This window comes from Neobacillus niacini (assembly GCF_030817695.1).
In the GTDB taxonomy this organism is placed as follows: Bacteria; Bacillota; Bacilli; order Bacillales; family Cytobacillaceae; genus Neobacillus; species Neobacillus niacini_F.
Map to the genome: position 1 here is coordinate 3,013,303 of NZ_JAUSZQ010000002.1, position 21,683 is coordinate 3,034,985.

19 protein-coding genes are annotated in these 21,683 nt (G+C 38.4%); all 19 read right to left on the reverse strand.

From position 1 onward, the window contains the following. Window positions 1-11 precede the first annotated feature (11 nt). Window positions 12-500 carry a TRAP transporter small permease gene (locus QFZ28_RS15460; RefSeq protein WP_307195457.1) on the reverse strand — a complete coding sequence of 163 codons (489 nt, stop codon included), beginning with the start codon at window positions 498-500 and terminating at the stop codon, window positions 12-14. Window positions 501-576: 76 nt separating this feature from the next. Further along, window positions 577-1,635, reverse strand: a complete 1,059-nt coding sequence (locus tag QFZ28_RS15465) for a TRAP transporter substrate-binding protein (RefSeq protein WP_307195458.1) — start codon at window positions 1,633-1,635, stop codon at window positions 577-579. Window positions 1,636-1,655: 20 nt separating this feature from the next. Continuing rightward, on the reverse strand, window positions 1,656-3,047 hold the full coding sequence (locus QFZ28_RS15470; RefSeq protein ID WP_307195459.1) for an MmgE/PrpD family protein: 1,392 nt from the start codon (window positions 3,045-3,047) through the stop codon (window positions 1,656-1,658). Between the two features lie 27 nt (window positions 3,048-3,074). After that, entirely contained in the window at window positions 3,075-3,860 is a 786-nt protein-coding gene (locus tag QFZ28_RS15475; RefSeq protein ID WP_307195460.1) for an enoyl-CoA hydratase/isomerase family protein, read from the reverse strand. 24 nt (window positions 3,861-3,884) lie between these two features. Beyond that, complete coding sequence (locus tag QFZ28_RS15480; protein ID WP_307195461.1) at window positions 3,885-5,045, reverse strand: acyl-CoA dehydrogenase family protein; 1,161 nt, start codon at window positions 5,043-5,045, stop codon at window positions 3,885-3,887. 39 nt (window positions 5,046-5,084) lie between these two features. Next, entirely contained in the window at window positions 5,085-6,017 is a 933-nt protein-coding gene (locus QFZ28_RS15485; RefSeq protein WP_307195462.1) for a hydroxymethylglutaryl-CoA lyase, read from the reverse strand. Window positions 6,018-6,033: 16 nt separating this feature from the next. Then, window positions 6,034-7,227: a CaiB/BaiF CoA transferase family protein gene (locus QFZ28_RS15490; protein WP_307195463.1), complete on the reverse strand. Its 1,194-nt coding sequence runs from the start codon at window positions 7,225-7,227 to the stop codon at window positions 6,034-6,036. Between the two features lie 378 nt (window positions 7,228-7,605). Then, entirely contained in the window at window positions 7,606-8,586 is a 981-nt protein-coding gene (locus QFZ28_RS15495) for an NADPH:quinone reductase (protein WP_307195464.1), read from the reverse strand. 246 nt (window positions 8,587-8,832) lie between these two features. Next, the gene (locus QFZ28_RS15500; RefSeq protein ID WP_307195465.1) at window positions 8,833-10,959 is read right to left on the reverse strand and encodes an acetate--CoA ligase family protein; all 2,127 of its coding nucleotides are present in this window, start codon (window positions 10,957-10,959) and stop codon (window positions 8,833-8,835) included. Between the two features lie 14 nt (window positions 10,960-10,973). After that, entirely contained in the window at window positions 10,974-11,399 is a 426-nt protein-coding gene (locus QFZ28_RS15505; RefSeq protein WP_307195466.1) for a MaoC family dehydratase, read from the reverse strand. Window positions 11,400-11,415: 16 nt separating this feature from the next. Beyond that, window positions 11,416-11,850 (reverse strand): MaoC family dehydratase, encoded by a 435-nt coding sequence (locus QFZ28_RS15510; protein ID WP_307195467.1) that lies wholly within the window; start codon window positions 11,848-11,850, stop codon window positions 11,416-11,418. A gap of 20 nt (window positions 11,851-11,870) precedes the next feature. Beyond that, window positions 11,871-12,998, reverse strand: coding sequence for an acyl-CoA dehydrogenase family protein (locus tag QFZ28_RS15515; RefSeq protein ID WP_307195468.1), 1,128 nt, complete (start codon window positions 12,996-12,998; stop codon window positions 11,871-11,873). Next, complete coding sequence (locus QFZ28_RS15520; protein ID WP_307195469.1) at window positions 12,999-14,159, reverse strand: acyl-CoA dehydrogenase family protein; 1,161 nt, start codon at window positions 14,157-14,159, stop codon at window positions 12,999-13,001. It abuts the gene before it with no gap. Window positions 14,160-14,226: 67 nt separating this feature from the next. Beyond that, window positions 14,227-14,997 (reverse strand): citryl-CoA lyase, encoded by a 771-nt coding sequence (locus QFZ28_RS15525; RefSeq protein ID WP_307195470.1) that lies wholly within the window; start codon window positions 14,995-14,997, stop codon window positions 14,227-14,229. 101 nt (window positions 14,998-15,098) lie between these two features. Beyond that, window positions 15,099-15,857, reverse strand: a complete 759-nt coding sequence (locus tag QFZ28_RS15530; RefSeq protein WP_307195471.1) for an SDR family NAD(P)-dependent oxidoreductase — start codon at window positions 15,855-15,857, stop codon at window positions 15,099-15,101. 472 nt (window positions 15,858-16,329) lie between these two features. Next, window positions 16,330-17,361 (reverse strand): zinc-dependent alcohol dehydrogenase family protein, encoded by a 1,032-nt coding sequence (locus QFZ28_RS15535; protein ID WP_307195472.1) that lies wholly within the window; start codon window positions 17,359-17,361, stop codon window positions 16,330-16,332. Between the two features lie 114 nt (window positions 17,362-17,475). Then, a complete protein-coding gene (locus QFZ28_RS15540; protein WP_307195473.1) occupies window positions 17,476-18,897 on the reverse strand; it encodes an aldehyde dehydrogenase family protein in 1,422 nt (473 codons plus the stop codon). Between the two features lie 111 nt (window positions 18,898-19,008). After that, on the reverse strand, window positions 19,009-20,634 hold the full coding sequence (locus QFZ28_RS15545; protein WP_307195474.1) for a flavin-containing monooxygenase: 1,626 nt from the start codon (window positions 20,632-20,634) through the stop codon (window positions 19,009-19,011). Window positions 20,635-20,704: 70 nt separating this feature from the next. Beyond that, window positions 20,705-21,622 carry an alpha/beta hydrolase gene (locus QFZ28_RS15550; RefSeq protein WP_307195475.1) on the reverse strand — a complete coding sequence of 306 codons (918 nt, stop codon included), beginning with the start codon at window positions 21,620-21,622 and terminating at the stop codon, window positions 20,705-20,707. Window positions 21,623-21,683 lie beyond the last annotated feature (61 nt).

A 21,683-nucleotide genomic window follows, 5' to 3' on the forward strand; every position in this document is an offset into this window, starting at 1 on the left:
AAAACACCTCCTTAAGATTGTTGTGGAATCCAAGCCTTAATAACTGAACAAACTGCAGCTACTGCAAGAAGAATTCCTCCAAGACAGATAAATGAGTATGGAATCCATAAAGGGACTTCAAGAAGAGTAGGTGACCCCATTCCCAATGTAAAAGCATTTTCGGTGAACTTGAATCCATACACAACAAGAACAATAGCGTATGGTAGTATCAATAGTGATGTAAGGGCTTCCAATATTTTTCGAGGAATCCCTTGTAATCGTTCGATTAAAAAAGTAACGCGTAACTGTTTTCCTTCCATTTGAATACAACCCATCGTAAAAAACACAATAAACTGAAGCAGATAAATCGAAATCTCATTAGCCCAGATCGTAGGAGAATCGAAAATATACCTAGCGACCACATCATAGAAGACAGATACTGCTAAAATAGCCATAAAGAATGATGAAACATAGACGCAGGCGTGTTGGATTTTATATATCGTTTTTAGAAACAGATGCATCTGCTTCCCCCCATTTCCAAATTGTTAGGTACGGGGATGAATTTATGCTCCCGTACCTATTCGTAATCTTTCCAGGTTATTCGATCGGGTGATTTTGATTTGCCTTTTGAGCCGCTTCATATAACCTCTTGCCCATATCTCCTGCTTTTTCAAGATAATTATCATAATCAGCTTGTACTGCCTCTACCCACTTTTCTCTTTCTTCCGCAGATGGCTTATAAAGTTCTACTCCATGGCCGATAAGCTGTTCATTATAATGTTCAGTGTCATTCTTTGCCTTTTCTCGAGAAGCTTTTTGTGCTGTCTTGGAAGCTTCAATAACCGCATTTTGCACATCCTCCGGCAAATTGCTCCACCAATTCATATTGGCTACTACCTGAAATGAAAGATAATTCATTTGCATATCTGTCCCATACTTTGTTACCTCATAAAGTCCCCTATCCACAACAGAGGAAGATCCGGTTGAAAACCCATCGATAGTACCATGATCCATCGCCTGATAGACTTCTTGGGAACTCATACTAACGGGAGAAGCTCCCAAATGTTGTATCGTAAGGGCACTGCCTTTTCCAAATGCTCTCATTTTTAATCCCTTCAAATCTTTCGGAAGCTTTATTGGTTTATTCCCATAGAATTCGACTGTTCCGTACTGTGCATAACCAATCATTTTCATGTTGTACTTTTCCAGCTGTTGATTAAATAATTCGCTGTATTCACCATCCTCAGCGTCCCACTGCGCTTCGGAAGAAGTAAATAAGAAAGGTAAGTCTGCGATTCGTAGACTCTCAGCTTCATCTCCTCCAAGAAAACCAACATTTAATTGACCGATTTCAACCACGCCATTACTGACTGCATCCGGCAATTGTTGATCATTATATAACTGGCCGTTAGGGTATGTTTTTGGATTCAATTTAATAGAAGTATTGGCTGTATTTTTCGCTATTTCCTTTGCGAGCACTTCGAAATATATTCCTGTAGCATGTTCGGCAGGCAAATTATAGGAAATTCGTAAATCTAACTCTTTTTGGTTGCTTGCTCCTTGGTTTGAGGAAGTTTCAGAAGATTGACCGCATCCTGCTAGAACTAGCAAAAAAGGAATACATATAAACATACTTTTATACCACATTTTCAACATATTGAGCCTCCTATTTCTTATTATTGTTGGAGTTCTCGCAACTCTAGTAACCATCTTCCAAAATCGTTGTATTCCTCTATTAATAATCCGTTATTAAAGAGATTACTAGCTTTTTCATACCGACTTACTGAAACGTCCGTCCCTGATTGCTTACTCCAATGGGCTATACAGTCATTCCATTTTAGTCGAAGATCCTCTTCACTTAACGGACGATCCTTCGAACCAGGCGTAAGCAATATGGTCTTTTCCAATAATCCATTTTTCGTTGTGATCCGAATGCGGACGGGATTCTCCTCTAGCTCATGACCTAGAAGTATTTCCCCTTCCTCTTCGGTTGCTTTGACGTGTGGTAAGAGTTGTTGAATTTCAGCCCTTTGAACCTGATCATCTTCAAAAGTAGATAATCCTACATATCCATCCTCGATAGCAGCTAAAACGGTATATTCAGCGCTAAATTTCCCCTGCAATCCTGTAATCGGATGATGGTGGATCAAAGCAACAAGTCCTGCGGGCGGTGTTATGATTTCAACTCCTAGTACGTCACTTAAATTCAAATGTACCTCACTCTTTATATCAAGAGCTCCTTGAATAATCCTATGGGTGAGGTAACAGCACGGAAACTTCTTAATAGAAAGACCTGTTTCTAGAATGCTATAAGGTTTTCCAAACTCTATTTCATCTTTCATGTCACGGTGTTCTTGTCCACCGGTAAAGGAAAAGAAAAAACCTCTTGTTTCAAAAATATCCCGATTTGCAGTTAATCCATGTTGAGCTAGCCATGCCGCCTGAAGACCGTGTGAACTAGCAAGTCCTACGTGCAACGGTTTAGTCATAGTACCAAAATTTTTCTGTAATCCTCCAGTCATAGAGCAGGCAATTCCAATAGCACGTGCGGTCTGATCAGAATTTAATTTCAGTAGATAAGAACAGGCGGCAGCTACTCCAATTGTCCCTAACGTATCAGTAGCGTGCCATCCTAAATCATAATGCTTATGTCCCATGTGAAGCCCCAGTTTTATCATCACTTCAGTACCAATAGCATAAGCAGTGATGACATCTTTGCCTGCACTTTGGAGATGTTCTGCAAGTGGTATGACAGCCGCTAAAATCGGTGCGCTTGGGTGAGCAAGAATACTAGGTGACACATCATCATAGTCTAGAGCATGACTTGCCGTCCCATTGATTAGAGCTGCATATTCCAAATCGGTAAAGATGTGTTCTCCCCAAAGTGCCGCTTTTTTAGGTCGATCATCAGATAGGTACACACGCTTTACTATCTGAACGGCTGGTTCACTCCAGCCTGCCACAGCAACACCTACCGTGTCCAAAATGGCGAATTTAGCTTGCAGAATCAATTTTTCCGGTAATTGTTCATATTGGCATGTTGTTATATATTCTACTAATCTATCCATCAAGGAAGATGGCACTACTCATCCCCCCTATCTGTTTTTCCACTTAGGTTTTCGTTTTTCATTAAATGCAGCTATTCCTTCCAGCCTGTCTTCGGTTGGGACCAATACATTATAGGCAGCAATGTCGAGAGCATATCCGGTATGGAAATCCACCTCTGTTCCTCTATTCATGGACATTTTTGCCATTCTAGTAGAAAGCGGAGCACTATCTGCAATTTTCACAGCCAATTCAAGTGCCGTTTCCATAGCTTTCCCTTTTGGAACAACACGATTGACTAACCCCCATTCATAGGCTAGATGAGCATCAATGTTTCGACCAGTAAAAATCAGTTCCTTAGCTCTACGAATACCTATGCTTCTTGGTAGATTTTGCAATCCTCCTCCGCCTGGCATAATCCCTCTGGTAGTTTCCGTCAGTGCAAATCTTGCCGTTTCCGAAGCAATGATAAAATCTGTCATTAGAGCTAGTTCACATCCACCAGCAAATGCATATCCTTCCACTGCTGTAATCACTGGCAATGGAAAATCTCTTACACATAAAAACACTTCTTCTATTAAATGATGTTGTCTTTTCCAATCTTCATTAGACATTCCATTTCTTTCTTTTAAATCCCCCCCCGAACAAAAAGCCTTTCCACCAGCTCCTGTTAAAACAATGCACCTCAGCTCCTCATTATGCGACTGTTCTCTGAACAATTGAAGCATGTCTTGAAAAAGCTGAGTATTCAATGCATTCATTACTTCAGGTCGATTAAGGGTTACAGTTAAAATCTGATTCGATTCACCTTTATAGTCAATTAGAAGATCGCCCATTCTTCATTTCCCCCTTCCTATCAATTAATAAGATCTTGGCAAGCGCAAGCTATGCTCCGCAATATAACTCAATACTAGGTTATTAGAGATGGGAGCAGTACGGAATAAACGAGTCTCTCGCCATTTTCGTTCAATATGATATTCTACTGCTACTCCATACCCCCCAAATGTCGTCATCGTTACGTCACCAGCTTCCCATGATGCTTCTGATGCCAAATATTTGGCCATATTCGCCTCTTCACCGCATGCAAGACCTTTATCAAACTTCGATGCTGCTTTAAAATTCATTGTTTCAGCTGCCTGAACAGCCATGTAAGCTTTAGCGATAGGAAACTGGATTCCCTGATTTTTCCCAATAGGACGGTCAAAAACGACACGTTCACTAGAATATCTTACAGCTTGTTCTATAAACCACTTTCCATCACCTATACATTCACTAGCTACTAAAATTCTCTCTGCATTAATCCCATCGAGTAAGTAGTAGAATCCTTTTCCTTCTTCTCCCACTAAAGAATCTTCAGGAACCTCTAAGTCATTTATAAAAAGGACATTTGTTTCGTGATTCATCATTGTTTCAATAGGTTTGGCTTCAATGGCACTCCCTACTTCTCTTAAATCGATTAAAAATAGGCTCATCCCATCAATTTTCTTTTTAACCTGGTCGAGTGGTGTCGTACGTGCAAGCAATAAAATCATGTCTGAATGCTGGAACCGAGAAATGAAAATTTTTTGCCCATTAATCACATAACCATTATCTGTTTTCTTTGCAAACGTTTTAATTTTGGTCGTATCCGAACCAGCATCCGGTTCTGTAATACCAAAAGCCTGCAATCGAAGTGAGCCGTTTGCAATTAAAGGAAGATATTTTTCTTTTTGTTCTTTACTTCCATGGCGAAGAACTGAACCCATAGTATACATTTGCGCATGACAAGCTGCTCCCATTCCGCCCGATCGATTAATCTCCTCCAAAACGATTGCTGCCTCGGTCATGCCCAGTCCTGCTCCACCATACTCCTCCGGAATAAGTATTCCTAACCATCCAGCTTCGCTCATTGCGGTTACAAACTCTTCTGGGTATCTACCCTCTTTCTCGCATTTACTCCAATAATTCAAATCAAATCGTGAGCATAGTGATTTTACACCCGCGCGAACCTCATTCTGCAGCTCATTGAATTCAAAGTTCATTTTCTATTCCTCCTATTTTAAAAATATTAAATTATAAAACTATCTTTGGAACAGTCCGCCCCTCATTAGATGCCCTGGAAGAGAGTGACCGACAATCCCTTCCGTCATGCGTGCGCAATCAAGTAGCAAATCTAGATCGACTCCCGTATTTACGCCCATTTCCATACACATAAAAGCAAGATCCTCTGTAGCGATATTTCCGGCAGCGCCTTTGACCGCAGCAAACGGACAGCCGCCTAAACCACTAATTGCACTTTCAAATTCATCCACACCTTCTTGCATTGCGGCATAAGCATTAGCCAATCCGAGCCCGCGTGTATCGTGAAGATGCAGGAGAATCTTCATTTGAGGCCACTTCTTTTTTATCGTGTATATCGTTTCTTTAATCTGTTCTGGATTTGCCCATCCCATGGTATCAGCCAATTTGATTTTTTTGATAGATTCCCCGTTTTCCTCTACCCTATCTATGGCTTGTTGAATAGTATTCATTACTTTCTGAATGTTTATTTCGCCTTCATAATTGCAACCAAATGCCGCCATAACTGCAATTTGATCTACAGGAATCTTAAATTCCTGATACGCTTGAATCCAGTGAGGAATGGCTGATAATGTTTCGTCAATCCCTTTATTCGTGTTCTTTTTTGAAAAGGTCTCGCTTGCTGTAAGCATTAAAACTCCATCCAAGGTCACATCGTTCTGGTATGCCCTCTGTAATCCCTTTACATTTAAATATACAGTCCTATACGAAACTTCTTGTTTCCTATTTATTTTGGATAATACTTCTTCTGCATCTGCCATTTGAGGCACCCATTTAGGACTAACAAAGGAAGTCACTTCGATACTAGTGAGTCCAGTTTCGCTAAGACAGTTAATCAATTTTACTTTGTCATTAGTAGAAATGGGACCATCTTCTATTTGAAACCCCTCTCGAGGGCCCACTTCATAGATAGTTAAACTTTTCGGCAATCCCACTATTCTCTCTCCTTCCCTAGCCTCCAACAACTTTACTGGATCTTAACAGTTCAATCTCTTCAGAACTGTAACCGCTATCATTTAATATCTCTGTAGTATGTTCACCCAGTAAAGGCGGTGGCAACCGGAACATGCTTCTTTGGCTGTCTATACGAAAAGGTAGATCAATAATTTTAAAATTTGGAATTCTAATTCCTTCTATTTGTTTTATTATTTCCAAGGATTGAATTTGAACGTCTTCATAAACCTGGTTAGTCTTATTAATAGAACTGCAAGGCACATTCGCTTCTTGGAGAATTTTGATTAATTCTACAGCATTGAACTCTATACATCTCTCTTCGATAGCCTGGTGCAATTCTTCACGATGGATAACCCTCTCTTTATTGGTTTCAAATCTTGGATCGTTTAATACCTTTTGGATATCCAAGGCGTGGCATAAAGACGAGAAGAGTCGATTGTTACCGGCAGCTATAATAACCCAGTTATCTTTGGTGCGAAAGGCTTCATATGGAGCGACCATTGTAGTAGCAGTACCAATCTTTTCAGGAACTTTTCCCGTAGCCATATAATTCGTTAAAGGCAAATGCATCCATGCCAATCCTGTTTCTAGCAAACTTGCACCTACACGGCACCCCTTGCCTGTCTTAGAACGATTAATAATTGCAGTAAGAATACCTGTAAGCGCCCACATGCCTGTTGCCATATCAATCATAGATACTCCCACACGCGCAGGATCATCACCCGGATTCCCCGTAACGCTCATAATCCCCGTATAAGCCTGAATTAGAGGATCATAACCTGGATTACCCCGTAGTGGACCAGATTCACCAAATGCACTAATTGCGGTGTAAATTAAGGAAGGATTAATGGCTGCTAGTTCTTCATACCCTAACCCGCGCGCCTCAGCGCTGCCTGGCTTTAAACTATGTATGAAAACATCTGCTTGTTCCACCAGCTTTTTAATAATTTCTTGCCCTTTCGAATCATTTGCATCTATACAAATACTCTTTTTATTTCTGTTGAATGCAAGGAAAGTCGTTGCCTCGCCGTCCCAAGAAGGGGAATCCCATTGTCGAGTATCATCTCCGGTGCCTGGACGCTCAATTTTAATAACAGTTGCTCCTAGGTCACCCAACAATTGGGTGCAGTATGGACCTGCAACATTTTGCGTCCAGTCAATTACAGTAATATTTTCAAGAATAGCTGACATTGTTCAACCTTCCTTTCGTTTATTTCTACATTTCTAATCAATCCAGTCGAACCTATCCCCTTCCTAATAATTTTTGTTATTTGTTTTCTGAATATTTATTATTATTAATTTATTTATATCACTCAGAAATAATAGAGTCTAAGATATAATTTCTATTATGGCTATTAATAATTTCTATAGTATAGGTAATAAGGACCTAGATAAATAAATCGACGGCAATGAAGGAAACGAAGATGATTCTACCCTCCCAGTCGTATTCGCACCTTTCTCCAACTATATAGATTTTGAAAGATAAAAAGCCTAATTCCTCCGTACCTTTTACGAGGAATTAAGCTAATGATATTCAAGAAAATGGGCGCTTAAAAGATTTGTAATTTTCTAGTTGATGTTTAGAACCATTTTTCCTTTTGCTTTATTACTTAATATTTGCTCGTGAGCTTTTTCAGCGTCACTAAGAGGTAATACATCTCCAACTTTCGGATGCAAAATTCCAGATTTCAAAAGAGCCGCAACACTATATAAGCTTTCCTTATACTCTTGTGGTGGTGCATTCCAAAGTGCCATGCCAAGAATTTCCGATTCTTTTATCATTGTCAATCTTGGATTAATTTCTATGCTACCTCGGTTTCCAACCACAACAATCCGTCCGAATTTGGCTATTATTTTCAGATCATTCTCCAAATTAACATTGGCTAATAATTCGATAATAACATCTGGTCCTTTACCATTTGTCCAAGATAGAATTTTATCAAAGGAATCTTCCTTAATATGATCAGATACATGGGTAGCTCCGGTTGTTTTAACTAAAGCTTTCCCCTCGTCAGTACTTGCTGTTCCAATAACTTTAGCTCCTATTCCAATCGCCATTTGAACTGCCAACAATCCAACTCCACCACTTGCGCCATGGATTAAGATAGTCTCTCCTGCTTTAATCTTAGCTCTTTGAAAAAGAGCTCTATAGGCAGCTAACGCTGGAATGCCGAGAGATGCGCCCTCCTGAAACGAAACCGAATCCGGTAATAAATGAACAGCGTCTGCATCACAAACTACCTTTTGTGCATATGTACCGGTATTTTTCTTTGCAAGCAATGCAGCTACAAAAACCCTGTCTCCTACCTTTAGATGACTTATATCATTACCAACCGCATCCACAACTCCAGCTCCATCAAATCCAGGAGTAAATGGTAACTCAGGTATAAAAAAAGAATATGTACCTGTTCGGATGTATGCTTCATTCGGATTTACACCAGCGGCATACAGACGAACACGAACTTCGTTTGCAGCTGGAATTGGATCTTTAATATTTTTGTATTCTAATACTTCCGGACCACCAAATCTAAACATTTGAATAGCTTTCATAGTTCCTCCTTAAAATTTAAGGATTGAGTTTATAACCCAATCCTCTATAACAATTATTAGTTTTTTTATCGTAGCTGATGCAAGGTCTGAATAGATATAACATCAACCTGTTTTTTTATCTGCTTATTGATTTGCTCAGCTTCTTTGTCTTCACAATACCCTGTAGGGCAGCTGCTTCTTATTTAAGTGTCAATTCAACTGGGGATAGTTTCAAAACAGGAAAATTATTCAACAAAAAATTCAAGATTATTTATGAATAACTAGTGAGTTGTTCAATTTAATTAAAGCATCCACAGTTACAACTCCGTTTCCTTTCGGATGTACGATTACAGGGTTTAAATCTATTTCGCTTATGACATCCTTATGATCTGTCACAAAATGACTAAATTGTGAAACCAATTCACATAACGCCGAAATATCTAAAGAATGTTGGTTCCTATAACCTTGGAATAAACGATAGCTACGTAATTCCTTTAACATTTTTTCGGCTTCCGTTGTTGATATCGGTGCCTTTCGCATTGATACATCATTAAACACTTCAGTAAATATCCCACCTAATCCCACTATAATCATTTGACCAAAGACTACGTCATACTTTGAACCCACTATGACTTCCAAACCATTGCTGTTTACCCATTCTTGCACTAATACACCTTCAGCATTTACCCCCATTTGTGCCATTTTTTTCATAATTGCATTGTATGCAAGCTCAACATCTTCCTTATTTTCTAATTTCAAATGCACCAGGCCGCTATCTGTTTTATGTAAAATATCGGAAGACATTCCTTTAAGGACTATTGGATATCCTATTTCTTTTGCCAATAATATAGCTTCATCTAATGTTGTGGCTAATCCTTCCTTGGTACATGGAATACCATAGTCTTTTAAATATTTTTTACTTTTATATTCCGTAAGAACCTGTGGAGAGTTTGAAAAATCAAGTTGCTTTTGCTCCCATTGTTGGTTCATGGGTAAACTCGCAGACAACTTTTTTCTAAAATAATTTAATGCATGAACGACTTTAACTGCTTCTGTTGGATCTTCGCAAACAAATATTCCTGCTTCTGCAAAACGCTTACGTATCTCAGGTTTTGTAAGTGTAACCACAATACAAGGTAAATCTGGATATTTTTCTTTCATTTCTTTTATGATTTCTAGTTGATTATTAAATATTGAATTTGATAATCCAAGATGGGATAAAAACACAATAGCAATATCAACATCCAACCGACTAGAAAATACCACATCCATGAAATCTCTTAAAAGGGTTGGTTGATTGATAATTTGCGCAGTAATATCAAAAGGATTCCTCACACCGGCGAAAGGTAATATGTTTAACAATTCTTCCTTTATATTTTGGGAAGGTTCTGGTAACTTCATAGAATGTTCTATCAATTGATCTGCTATCATAATTCCAAGGCCGCCTGAAACTGAAAAGACACCAACATTATTACCCTTTGGAAGTGGTACCATTGTACACGCATAAGAGATATTTAAAAACTCTTCGATGGTATTAACACGATAAACCCCAGTTTGTTTAAAAACGACATCGAACACCTCATCAGACCCAACAAGTGAGGCGGTATGAGACTGAACAGCTTCTTTTCCAACCTCTGAACGACCAGATTTTAAAAGCACTACAGGTTTTTGGTGCTCCTTGGCAAGAGACAATGCATTCAAAAATTTCTCTCCATCTTTAACACCCTCTAAATAACAGGCAATTACATCTATATCATCCTTACCAGCTAAATAAGCGATGCAGTCAGCCACATCAATGTCCATTTCATTTCCTGTGGATACCCAACAACTAAATCCTATATGTCTTTCTCTGGCCGAGGTTATAACATGGGAACCAAATGCGCCACTTTGTGTAACCAATCCAATTCGTCCTTTGATAGGAGAACCATCAGACATACTTACTGAAAATGTAGCGTATACGCCATTGTTATTATTAAACATACCCAAACAATTTGGTCCCAGGACCCTCATATCATGCTTTCTAGCAATTTGAAGTATTTGATCCTGAAGTTCCCTTCCCTTGCTGCCTGTTTCAGCAAAACCTGAACTAAAAATAATCACTGACTTTACCTTTTTTTCTGCACACTGTTTTATTGCAGTCATTACTAAACCCTCTGGCAATGCCAAGATCGCTAGATCAATTTTCTCAGGGGCATGATATAAGTCAGGATAACAGGTAAGACCAGCAATTTGATCATATTTAGGATTAATAGGATAAATATTTCCTTTGTAACCGTTATCCAACAAGTACTGAATTGGACGACTGCCAATCCGATTCATTCTTTCTGATGCACCAATAATTGCAATACTTTGAGGGTCAAACAGTGACTCTAAGGACTTTGTATCTAAGTTCATCATTGTTCTCCTCCCTAATCGAATCTAAATTGTGTTTTTCCCACCACAACATTATTTCCATTTGTATTTTTAACATCTAGTTCTACTGTTATTTGAGATGTTTTTTCATCTTTCTCTATCACTTTTCCGCCTATCGTAACCGTTTCATTTGGACGGAGAGGGGATATAAATGTGACGTCCATACTTCCTCCATACACCCAGCCATTCCATTGCCACTTTGTCATAACTTGTGAGATAAATGCCAGCGTCATTAAACCATGTGCAATTGTACCCTTAAACGGGGTTTTTTTTGCAAATTCTTCGTCGATATGCAGCGGATTAAAGTCCTTAGATACATTAGCATATTTATTAATATGATCTTGAGTTACAATAAAAGACATTCTAGGGATCTCCTCACCAACTTCTATGTCAACAAAGCTTTTATTTGCCAATTCTGACATTAAGGTTCTCCTCCCTCTATTTTGACCATATTCTTGTCATTAAACTTTTAACGATGATATCACCTTCTTGGTTTAAGGTCTCACTCGCCATTTCTACATATTTTTTGTTTCTTTTAATATATTTGTCTACTACTACTACAGATGTTCGTAACAAATCTCCAGCCATTGTTGGCTTTATAAATTCAAACATTTGTTTTGCATGAATGCCACCAGGCGGCGCCGGAATATTTTTAAACGCTTCCATTACATAAATAGCAGCCATAGTTGGTGGTGCTATAGTGGAATCAAATCCATACTTTAGTGCGTTTTCCTTACTTAAATATATATCGTTTTTTTCCTGAACAGCTTCGTTATACTCAGTAATAGTCTGATCTTTTACGATGTACTCTACCTGAGGAAAACGACGTCCAATTTCTAGCTCATCCCATAAATAATATTCTTTAGAAACCATAGTCCACCCTCCCTATAAAACTACAAGTTATTAAATATAAATCTTTTAATTGTCCTAGCCGATGCGATATGGTTTTGATGATACAAGGCTGATTTATACCAGAAATGTGTTTCTTGTTCCCAAGTAAAGCCCATTCCACCTTGCAATTGAATGGCCTTTTCACATACATCCTTATACATTTCTACTGCATAAACACGACTTGCAGCTACATGTAATAGACTATCCTTTGGTTCATTCAATAGCTTCCATGTCGTATAGAAATTATAACTCTTTGCATTTTCAATAAATGTATACATATCTGCAAGTTGATGTTTGACAGCTTGATAAACAGCGATTGAATGTCCAAACTGTTTCCTTTCCTTAACATGTTCTACTGTTTTCTCTAATACTTTTTGAGCACCACCGATCATCTCACTATTAAGGCAAAGGATATAGGAAGCCAAATTTTCCGTCAAAACTTGCCGATGATCCGCATTCCATCCTCCGATAAATGCATTTTTTTCTATTTTCACATTATCAAATCTTAAAGTGGCTAATCGTCTTGATAAATCCACTGAAGATTCTGATTCAACTATTAAACCAGTAGTGTCTTTTTCAATAATTGCTAATGATATGCCCCCCCATGTATTTTCTACCGGCAACAATATTGCATCTGCATATTGGGCAAACTGCACATGCTCGTTTTGACCGGATAAGTAAATGTTATCATCGTCTTCCGTTATGCTTAAACCACCCCAATTCACAACTACTTCTTGCCTTTTGGTTCGAGCAGACGGTAAAACTGCTGTCATTAATTTCTTACCATTAATAACTGTTTCTAGCGATTTCTCTTGTTCTCCTTCGGGTAATAACTGTGTTAGTACGGGTACAATAAATGAGGATACAAGCGAATAGGGCCCTAGAAACAATTTTGCGCCTATCTCTTCACTTACACATATCATATCCATCAAGGAAAATGCCTCATCTGGAGATTGGGAATCAGCAAGCATACCTATCCAACCATCTTTTGCTAATTTCTCCCAAGATTTTTTAGAAAATCCTTCTGTTTCAATTATTTGTCTAAATTTATCGGTAGGGACTAAATCTTTTAACAATGATGAAACGGTCTTTTTGATCAATTTTTGTTGTTCTGATAGACGGTAATTCAATTATTTCCCTCCTCTCAAACTTGGTAAACCGAGCCCCTTTGCAATGATGTTTCGTTGAATTTCAGAAGTTCCTGCATAGATTGTCCCTGCCCTAGAATATAAAAGATTATGAATCCAATGACTATATTGACTCCCTTCCATCAAAGCCTTTTCTCCTAACATATCAAAAGCTAGGTCTAGCATCTTTTGATGTCTTTCACTCCATGTTAATTTCCCCATAGCAGGATAGAAACTAGGTAGATTTCCCTCGCTTAATAACATCATATTTCGAATAGAAACACTTCTAACGACTTCAGCAGATATAAAAGAATCAATTAGACCTTCTTCCACAGGTAGGTCTTCATCTCCCAACTCTTTATATAAGTGTAGTAAGTCTTTAACTTCCTGTCTCATTTTTAACGCGCGTTGTGCCATCCTAGTTCCTCTTTCATTCGCTAAGGAATGATTTGCTATCTCCCACCCTTGGTTGATTTCTCCCACAACATCATTCTCAGGGACAATGGCATCTTCTAAAAAAACCTCAGTAAATTCGGTTGTCCCCACAAGATTCTTTAGTGGGCGAACAGTGACCCCGGGTTGATGCATATCTAAAAGCATCATACTGATCCCTTCATGTTTGGGAGCATCAGGATTCGTTCTAACTAAAACATAGCATTTGTCAGCATATTGGGCGAAAGAGGTCCAAATTTTTTGTCCATTGAGAATATATTTATCCCCTATTTTTTCTGCCCTTGTTTGAAGTCCCGCTAAATCAGATCCAGCATTTGGCTCTGAAAAACCTTGACACCAGATTTCTTCGTGATTCAGTATTTTCGGGATATATTTGTTTTTTTGTTCATCCGTGCCATAACGAATTAGTGTTGGACCAAATACACCGATAACATTTGAATTTAGTTCTTCGGGAGCCCTTGCCGATACTAATTCTTCAAGATAAACCAGTTCTTGCTCCATTGATAGACCTAAGCCACCATACTCTTTTGGCCATGTTGGAGCAATCCATCCCCCCTCAAATAACTTTTTACCCCATTGTCTTCTGATTTCAGCAGTGTTTTCATTCGTTACGCTGCTCGAAGTTTTCCATTCATCTAGTAAATTATCATGTATCCATGTACGAAATTGTTTACGGAACTCTTTTGAATCTTCGGATAATTTAAAGTCCATACATTTCCCCCCTAAAAACTATGTCATTACCGAATTTAATAGGATTCCCTTAAAACTAGTAATACAATTAACCTTGATAGTCTGTATGTTCTTCAACAAAATCAAACAGCTGTTGCCCAACACCTTTTTTTCTGCCAGCTTCCATTTCTTCGACAATATGTCCTACTAATCCAACAGCACGCGAAGCTACGGCAAACGCTTTAACAATGCGATAATCAATTTCCATATCTGCCATAATCGCCCCAATTGCGCCAACCGCATTTAATGTAATGGTTTTCCCTTTCTCCTCACAAAATTGACGGTGAATTTCTAATAAGAGCTGTGAGTTTTTACCATGGAAACCTAATTGTTCGGAAATTTCAAATAATTTTGTTGTGCGTGGGTCTGCTGGCTTATGGATTGGATGACCGAAGCCCGGAAGTTGCAGACCATTTTCTTTCCTTTCACTAATAATGATTGATGCCAATTCTTTTATATCCTTGTCTTCCCCATATTTTTCAAAAGCTTTTTGAAGCATCTCAGCGACATATTCCATTGCACCGAGATAAACTGTTCCAGCGCCAAGTAACCCTGCTGCTACGGCTGCCTGAACAGATTCAGGTGAACCAAGATACGTTAGACGTGTAGAAAGCGCACTTGGCGTAAAGCCATGCTCACAGATCGCAACTAAAATGGCATTCAGCATTTTTGATTCATTTTCTGTTGGCTTTCGGTGTTTTGCCCCTAGAAAAGCCATATCAGCAAGTGTGATATTTCCAATTAAATCCTCAGTCAAGTTATAACCATGAACAAATATTTGGTCTGGCGTTGATTTGCCAATCTTTGTTTGAAATTCCATTTGAATGTCCCCCTGTTTTGTTTGATTAATTTTGTTTAACACATTATCTATTCGCTTCAATAAGAATAACTGTTTATCATTAACGTATTTTCCTCTCACGTTTAACGCATAGACGTAACGGAAGACATACCAGCATCGGCATTAATAACAACCCCAGTTACAAGATCCGAATCGGCTGAAGCAAGATAAACAAATGTTCCCGCTAATTCTTCAGGTTCAGGAAATCGTTTAATGACACTTCTTTTAAGATTCGTTTCTAACATCTTGGGATCTGTCCGTATTTTATCTGTCATTGGTGTTGCAGCTACGGGCGCAACAGCATTTGCAGTAATATTATAAATTCCCAGTTCTGTTGCCAGTGCCTTAATCATACCGACTAATCCCATTTTTGCTGAGGCATAATTCACTTGTCCAAGTGTCCCCATTAGACCTGCTGCAGAAGTGACATTAATGATTTTCCCGTATTTTTGGTCAATCATATCTTGGACTGTATGACGGACACAATTCCAAGCTCCTTTTAAATGAACATCAATTACTTTATCAAATTGGGACTCTTCCATTTTATGAATCATCGCTGGTCTCGTAACACCTGCGTTATTAACGAGTACAGTAATAGGTCCTAATTGTTTTCTTACAGTATTAGCCATCTCTTCAACTGATTTGAAATCCGATATATCACAAGCAACGGATATTGCCTTTCCACCTTTATTAACAATATCTTTTACCACTTGATCAGCATTTTCTTTATTGATATCAACCACAGCCACTTTTCCTCCTTCATCTGCAAATCGTCTTGCAATCTCAGCACCAATCCCTTGACCGCTTCCTGTTACAACACATACCCGATCTTTTAACCTCATACTAATTTCCCTCCAAATTGTTTTTTAAGGATAATCATGAAAATTATAGAAATAATTATTTTAATAAAATCTACTAGGTCTTTGATTGCCTCATCACTCATCCTCCCTATCTATTTTTCATTAATTGTGTACAATAAAGGCCAGCTACATTTTGTGTCCAGTCAATAACTGTAATATTCTCAAGTATTGCTGGCATATTTAAACCATCCTTTCATTTTTTATGTATGACCTCATAATCAATTAGATCGATTCTTCACTCTTTTCCATCAACATTGCTATAAGTTGTTTTCGTAATTATCAGAGGATTTTTTATTATAATCTTTTTATAGAGACAACAACTCTTCTTTGGGAGTTATGAATTGCCGTCTCAGATTTATATCATTTATGTGAAGAACATTCGTCTATTCATGTTTTTCTATATTAAAATTAATTGTAGATTTGTAGAGAGTTGCGACTGACCTTTTCTATTCATTTACCATTCCAAAACGGTAATCCCCATGTTGTCATAAGAAGCCATACTCTTTAATACTGCATTTACTTGATCTGGTGAAATGGTTTCTGTAACTAATTTACTAGGATGTAATTTATTATTCTCAACCATATTTAACATATAAGGAACTTTTTGGGGAGGTACTCCTCTTGAACCAATGATCTCAATTTCAGAAGCGACGAAATTTCTCGCTGGAATTTGAAAACTAACATGATCAGGTGCGAGACCCATTATTAAGTGTCGCCCTTTCTTTTTAAGACTTTTTATCGAATGATTAAATATCTCTGGATGACCAAGCGCATCAATTGTTACATTTGATCCTCCTTTGGTTATTTCTAAGACTCTTTCGACAACATTTTGATCTTTGGAATTTATAACAAAACTTGCTCCTAATTCTTTTGCTAGCGTTAACTTCCTATCATCAACATCTACACATATAACATTCGCACCTAAAGCGACACTTATTTGTAATGCAGAGAGTCCTACTCCTCCACATCCACTAATGACAACCCATTCCCCAGCTCCAACCCTTGCTTGATCTATTACTCCATGAAAGGCTGTAGCAAAACGGCATCCCAATGCAGCGCCTGATACAAAATCAATTTCTTCGGATAAATGGGACAAGTTTATATCTGCATGAGGGATATGTACATATTGACCATAACCACCATTAAATGAGAATCCCGCAGCTTGACGTTCCGAACATACTTGCCCTTCTCCATCCAAGCAATACTCACAAAATCCACAACTCAGACTAAATGGCACAATTACCCTATCGCCTTTTTTAAATTTTTTCACATTGCTCCCAACCTCTTCAATGACACCAGTAAACTCATGTCCCATTACAAGCGGGGTGGATATACCTTGCCAATGTCCCATCCATATATGATAGTCACTTCTGCAAATCCCATTTGCTTTTACTTTAATGATTACACCATCTTTGGTATTTTCCGGGTCATCAATACTTTTAATTGTAAGATCCTTACCAAACTCTTCTAATACGATGGCTTTCAAGATATCCACTCCTTTTCATTGCTATCGTCTGAATATACACTGTAATTCCAATACTCTGAATTCTCTTGAGAAAACTATCTATATTGAAATTTTGCGCAAACCTAATCCAATACCCTAAATCTTTTTCATCATAATCGTTTTTGAGTTTGTATATTCACGAAGGCCATCAAGCCCGTTTTCTAATCCAAGTCCAGATTCCTTATGACCTCCAAATGAAACATGTGGAAACAATACCTGTGCTTCGTTTATCCACACTGTACCTGTATGGAGTCTATCAGCAATGGATCTAGCAAGCTTCAAGTCCTTTCCCCAAACAGAACCAGCTAGTCCATAATGGGTGTTATTCGCTTTTTCTACAGCTTCATCATAGTTGCTATATTTAATAACAGGGAGTACTGGACCAAATGCTTCCTCTACAACAACGCGAGAGTCTTCTGGTGGATTATCTATAATTGTAATAGGGACAAAATAACCTGGCCTATCCTCTATCTCCCCTTCAAAAGCAATTTTGGCACCTGACTTTTTCGTTTCTTCTATTAATTCCTTCACTTTCTCAAACTGCATTTTATTTTGAATCGGCCCAAGCTGAGTTTCTGAATTAAATCCATCACCTATCTTAATTTTCTTAGCAAATTCGATTAACTCTGATAAAAATTCATCATAAATATTCTCATGTACATAGAGTCGCTTCGTTGCGATACATACTTGAGCGGTATTACGAAAAGCAGCCCAGAATATCGGTTCTACTAACTCCTTAGGAACTGCGTCTTCCATTACAATCGCCGCATCATTTCCACCAAGTTCAAGCGTAATACGTTTTAAATTTGCGGCTGCACCTTGCATCACCTTTTTACCGGTAGCAGACGAGCCAGTAAAGCTGATTTTGTCAATATCCGGATGATTTGTCATCCATTCTCCGAGTTCATTTTCACCAGTAACTACATTTAAAACACCAGGAGGGAATAGATTACTAGCTATTTCGCCAATTCTTAACATCGTTAATGGTGTATAAGGAGAGGGTTTTACTACAACTGTATTTCCCGTCATCAGTGCAGATGTTATTTTTCTAATTGCAATCGATACTGGAAAGTTCCATGGGATGATTAAACCTGCAACTCCAAGTGGCGAATAATATCTTTCCACAACATGATCTTCTTTTTCATCTAGAATCTCAGCCTTCAGCCTCATTTTTGAAAGAGCTCTACATGTTGCTACCGATCCATCTACTTCTATTAATGCCAAATGGTATGGTCTACCCATTTCTAATGTAAAAAGCTCTGCAATCTCTTCTCGATGTTGATGGAGCGCGTCTGCAAATGCCTCTAATTTTGCTTGTCGTTCATTTTCAGATAGTTCGCACCATTTTTGAAAGGATTCCTTAGCAGCTTTAACCGCAGTATTTAAATGTTCCTTTGTCGCCTTAGGTACGTGTGAAATGATTTTCTCATTGGCTGGATTAATTACTGGTACTTTTTGTTTAGTGGTAACTAAGAGTCCGTTAATCGTCATTTTGAATTCCGTTGTAATTACGGTCATCATCCTACCTCCATTGAAGATAAAATCACCTTAACGTTACTAATTTCCTAAAAACTATTAAGGGAGAATATTAATCTATCTAAATTAATTTTCAAAACGCGGAGTTTTCTGTTAGACCTGTTTAGACTTTACATTGTTAAAAATAAAACCAGAGTACCCAAAGTCCTTCAATACTTTTCTGTAATTCGCTACCCCTCCATAATAGAGCCTATTTGCAACATTCTTGCCAGGGATATTTGCTCCAAAAAACCATGCATTACCTTTAGGGAAAAGTGTATAATTCGCAGTCATATCACACGTTTCAATCCACTCTTTTTCCGCAGCAGCGCTAGGTTCAATTGTTTCAAACTCTTGATCAAGGGTGTATTTAACACTATCGGATATCCAGTCAACTTGTGTCTCAATGACTGGAGGAAGACTACTGAAAGGGCCGTGTGGACCTAGTATCATGAACATGTTTGGAAAGCCTGTGGTTGTCATACCGAAATAGCCAGTCGGTACATCAGCCCACTTCTCGCGTAAGGTCAATCCTTTTCTGCCCCTAATATCCATTCTCAAATAACTACCTTCAATGGCGTCGAATCCGGTAGCATAAATAATAACATCAAGCTCATGCTCGCCTTCTGTTGTCTTTATCCCTTTCGGTGTAAATTCAATAATTGGATGTTCCTTTATGTCTGCTAGAGAAACATTTTCTCGGTTGAACGTTTCATAATACCCATTGTCACAAAGAGGACGTTTTAAATAAAGATCTGTTGGGGAAAGCTTCCGCGCTACTTCAGGATCCTTTACAATCTCTCTAATTTTCTTTCGGATGAATTCACATGCTGCCTCATTGACTTCAAGATTCGTTATGACATCGCAAAATGTTCCAAGCATAAAGCGAAAGCCGCCGCCTTTATTCCAATTTTCTTCAAATACACGTTCTCGCTCTTCTTCCGATACTGAGGCTCCCACAACTGTACTTTCTTCAAATCCAAAGCATGTAGCGGAAGAAAATACTTGATCCCAAACCTCATCATAATTGTTTTTAATGGCAGCAATTTCAACCTCGGATAGTGGACGTTGACCGGCTGGAACACTGTATTGAGGAGTTCGCTGAAATACTGTTAAATGCTTTACCACTGGAGCAATTGCCGTTATGATCTGTACACCTGTTGAGCCGTTTCCAATTACACCAACACGTTTCCCTTCAAGGCTAACATTTGAAGGCCATTGTGACGTGTGATATTGTTCCCCTTTGAACGTTTCCCTGCCTTTTATGTCTGGTATATTCGTTGCAGATAGAAGACCGAGACCCGTTACCAGGAATTTTGCGGTTACTCGATCCCCTTTGTTCGTCTTTATCTCCCAGAAATTATTCTCTTCATTAAAATGAGCAGAAGTAACCATTGTATTAAATTGATAGCTTCTTCTTAAATCAAAACGCTCTGCCATTCTTCTAAAATGCTGCATTATTTCAGGTTGTGTTATATAACGGTTTTTCCATGTCTCTTCTTGCAGGAATTCTTTATCAAAGGACAAGCGGTAAATATGGCTTTCCGTATCAGAAAGTGCTCCTGGATATCTATTCCAGTACCAAGTTCCACCAACATCTTCTCCCTTTTCGTAGGCCTGAACGTGTAAACCCAGTTCATTACGGAGCTTATGAACACTATAAAGACCGCCAAATCCAGCACCTAAAACGACTGCATCAAAATCTACACCCTTCAATTTGGGTTTATCAATTTTATTCATATCTTGCCTCCTACGATTATTATTTTTTCTGCCCCTAATCAAATGAATGCGTTTTCATTTTTGATGAAAGTTACTCTTCAATATTTGACAAATTTTCATACCAGTTCGATAACCTATTTAATTCCTTATCGACTTCAGGTTCCCGACCAGCAAGGAAAGGAAAAACATGTTGCATATGATCTACGACAGATAATGTTACATTAACTCCGTATTCTTTAGCACGACTATAAAGACGACGAGCATCATCTAATAAGACCTCATCTCCACTAGCATTAATATAAAGTGGTGGAAAGTCTCTGAAATCAGCATACAATGGATTTGCTAGTGGATCTCTAGCTTTAGAAAGGTCTCCTCCAAGAAACATTCCTGTCATCACCTTCATGATAGGTGGTGAAATAAGCGCATCGGTATCGGCATTACTTTCAATGGTACTGCCGCTTAGTTCCATATCAAGCCATGGAGAAAAGGCAATCACACAGCTTGGAAGTTCTAATCCAAGATCACGGAATTTTAATACCGATGCTACAGCTATATTTCCTCCAGCTGAATCTCCTATCATGACAATATCCTTTGCTTTAAAGCCGGACGATAGCAGCGCTTTATATACCTCTGTAGTATCTTCCACTTGTGCAGGGAAAGGATGTTCTGGAGTACGACGATAATCTATTACTAACGCAGGCATATTGAGAGCATTTGCAACATGACCAGCAAGCTTTCGGTGGCTCGATGAAGAACCGACAGCAAAACCTCCACCATGAGTAAAAATCATCACTTTAGATTTATCGCAATTAATGGGAATTGCCCATATTGAATTAATTCCCGCTATCCCGTCAGATGTATAAGTCACATTCTCAGGCTCTAAAGTAGCCTTTTCCCATTCATCAAAAAGACTTCTTAAATCAGAAAGACTCATATTTGGATTTGCAGCCATCCGTTCGTTCCAATCTAGATAAAGATCACGTAAAAAATCTACTTTTTTTGTTTTCATTAAAATTCCTCCATATTATTATTCTCACTTCATTTAAGGTGCCGTTTCAATAATACTTAAA

What these genes read in the sequence shown, in the direction of transcription:
- QFZ28_RS15480 (WP_307195461.1), bottom strand. Translation starts at nt 5,045, where the DNA reads ATGAACTTTGAATTCAATGAGCTGCAGAATGAGGTTCGCGCGGGTGTA.
- QFZ28_RS15500 (WP_307195465.1), bottom strand. Translation starts at nt 10,959, where the DNA reads ATGAACTTAGATACAAAGTCCTTAGAGTCACTGTTTGACCCTCAAAGT.
- QFZ28_RS15525 (WP_307195470.1), bottom strand. Translation starts at nt 14,997, where the DNA reads ATGGAATTTCAAACAAAGATTGGCAAATCAACGCCAGACCAAATATTT.
- QFZ28_RS15475 (WP_307195460.1), bottom strand. Translation starts at nt 3,860, where the DNA reads ATGGGCGATCTTCTAATTGACTATAAAGGTGAATCGAATCAGATTTTA.
- QFZ28_RS15530 (WP_307195471.1), bottom strand. Translation starts at nt 15,857, where the DNA reads ATGAGGTTAAAAGATCGGGTATGTGTTGTAACAGGAAGCGGTCAAGGG.
- QFZ28_RS15465 (WP_307195458.1), bottom strand. Translation starts at nt 1,635, where the DNA reads ATGTTGAAAATGTGGTATAAAAGTATGTTTATATGTATTCCTTTTTTG.
- QFZ28_RS15505 (WP_307195466.1), bottom strand. Translation starts at nt 11,399, where the DNA reads ATGTCAGAATTGGCAAATAAAAGCTTTGTTGACATAGAAGTTGGTGAG.
- QFZ28_RS15490 (WP_307195463.1), bottom strand. Translation starts at nt 7,227, where the DNA reads ATGTCAGCTATTCTTGAAAATATTACTGTAATTGACTGGACGCAAAAT.
- QFZ28_RS15550 (WP_307195475.1), bottom strand. Translation starts at nt 21,622, where the DNA reads ATGAAAACAAAAAAAGTAGATTTTTTACGTGATCTTTATCTAGATTGG.
- QFZ28_RS15470 (WP_307195459.1), bottom strand. Translation starts at nt 3,047, where the DNA reads ATGGATAGATTAGTAGAATATATAACAACATGCCAATATGAACAATTA.
- QFZ28_RS15495 (WP_307195464.1), bottom strand. Translation starts at nt 8,586, where the DNA reads ATGAAAGCTATTCAAATGTTTAGATTTGGTGGTCCGGAAGTATTAGAA.
- QFZ28_RS15510 (WP_307195467.1), bottom strand. Translation starts at nt 11,850, where the DNA reads ATGGTTTCTAAAGAATATTATTTATGGGATGAGCTAGAAATTGGACGT.
- QFZ28_RS15520 (WP_307195469.1), bottom strand. Translation starts at nt 14,159, where the DNA reads ATGGACTTTAAATTATCCGAAGATTCAAAAGAGTTCCGTAAACAATTT.
- QFZ28_RS15545 (WP_307195474.1), bottom strand. Translation starts at nt 20,634, where the DNA reads ATGAATAAAATTGATAAACCCAAATTGAAGGGTGTAGATTTTGATGCA.
- QFZ28_RS15540 (WP_307195473.1), bottom strand. Translation starts at nt 18,897, where the DNA reads ATGACCGTAATTACAACGGAATTCAAAATGACGATTAACGGACTCTTA.
- QFZ28_RS15460 (WP_307195457.1), bottom strand. Translation starts at nt 500, where the DNA reads ATGCATCTGTTTCTAAAAACGATATATAAAATCCAACACGCCTGCGTC.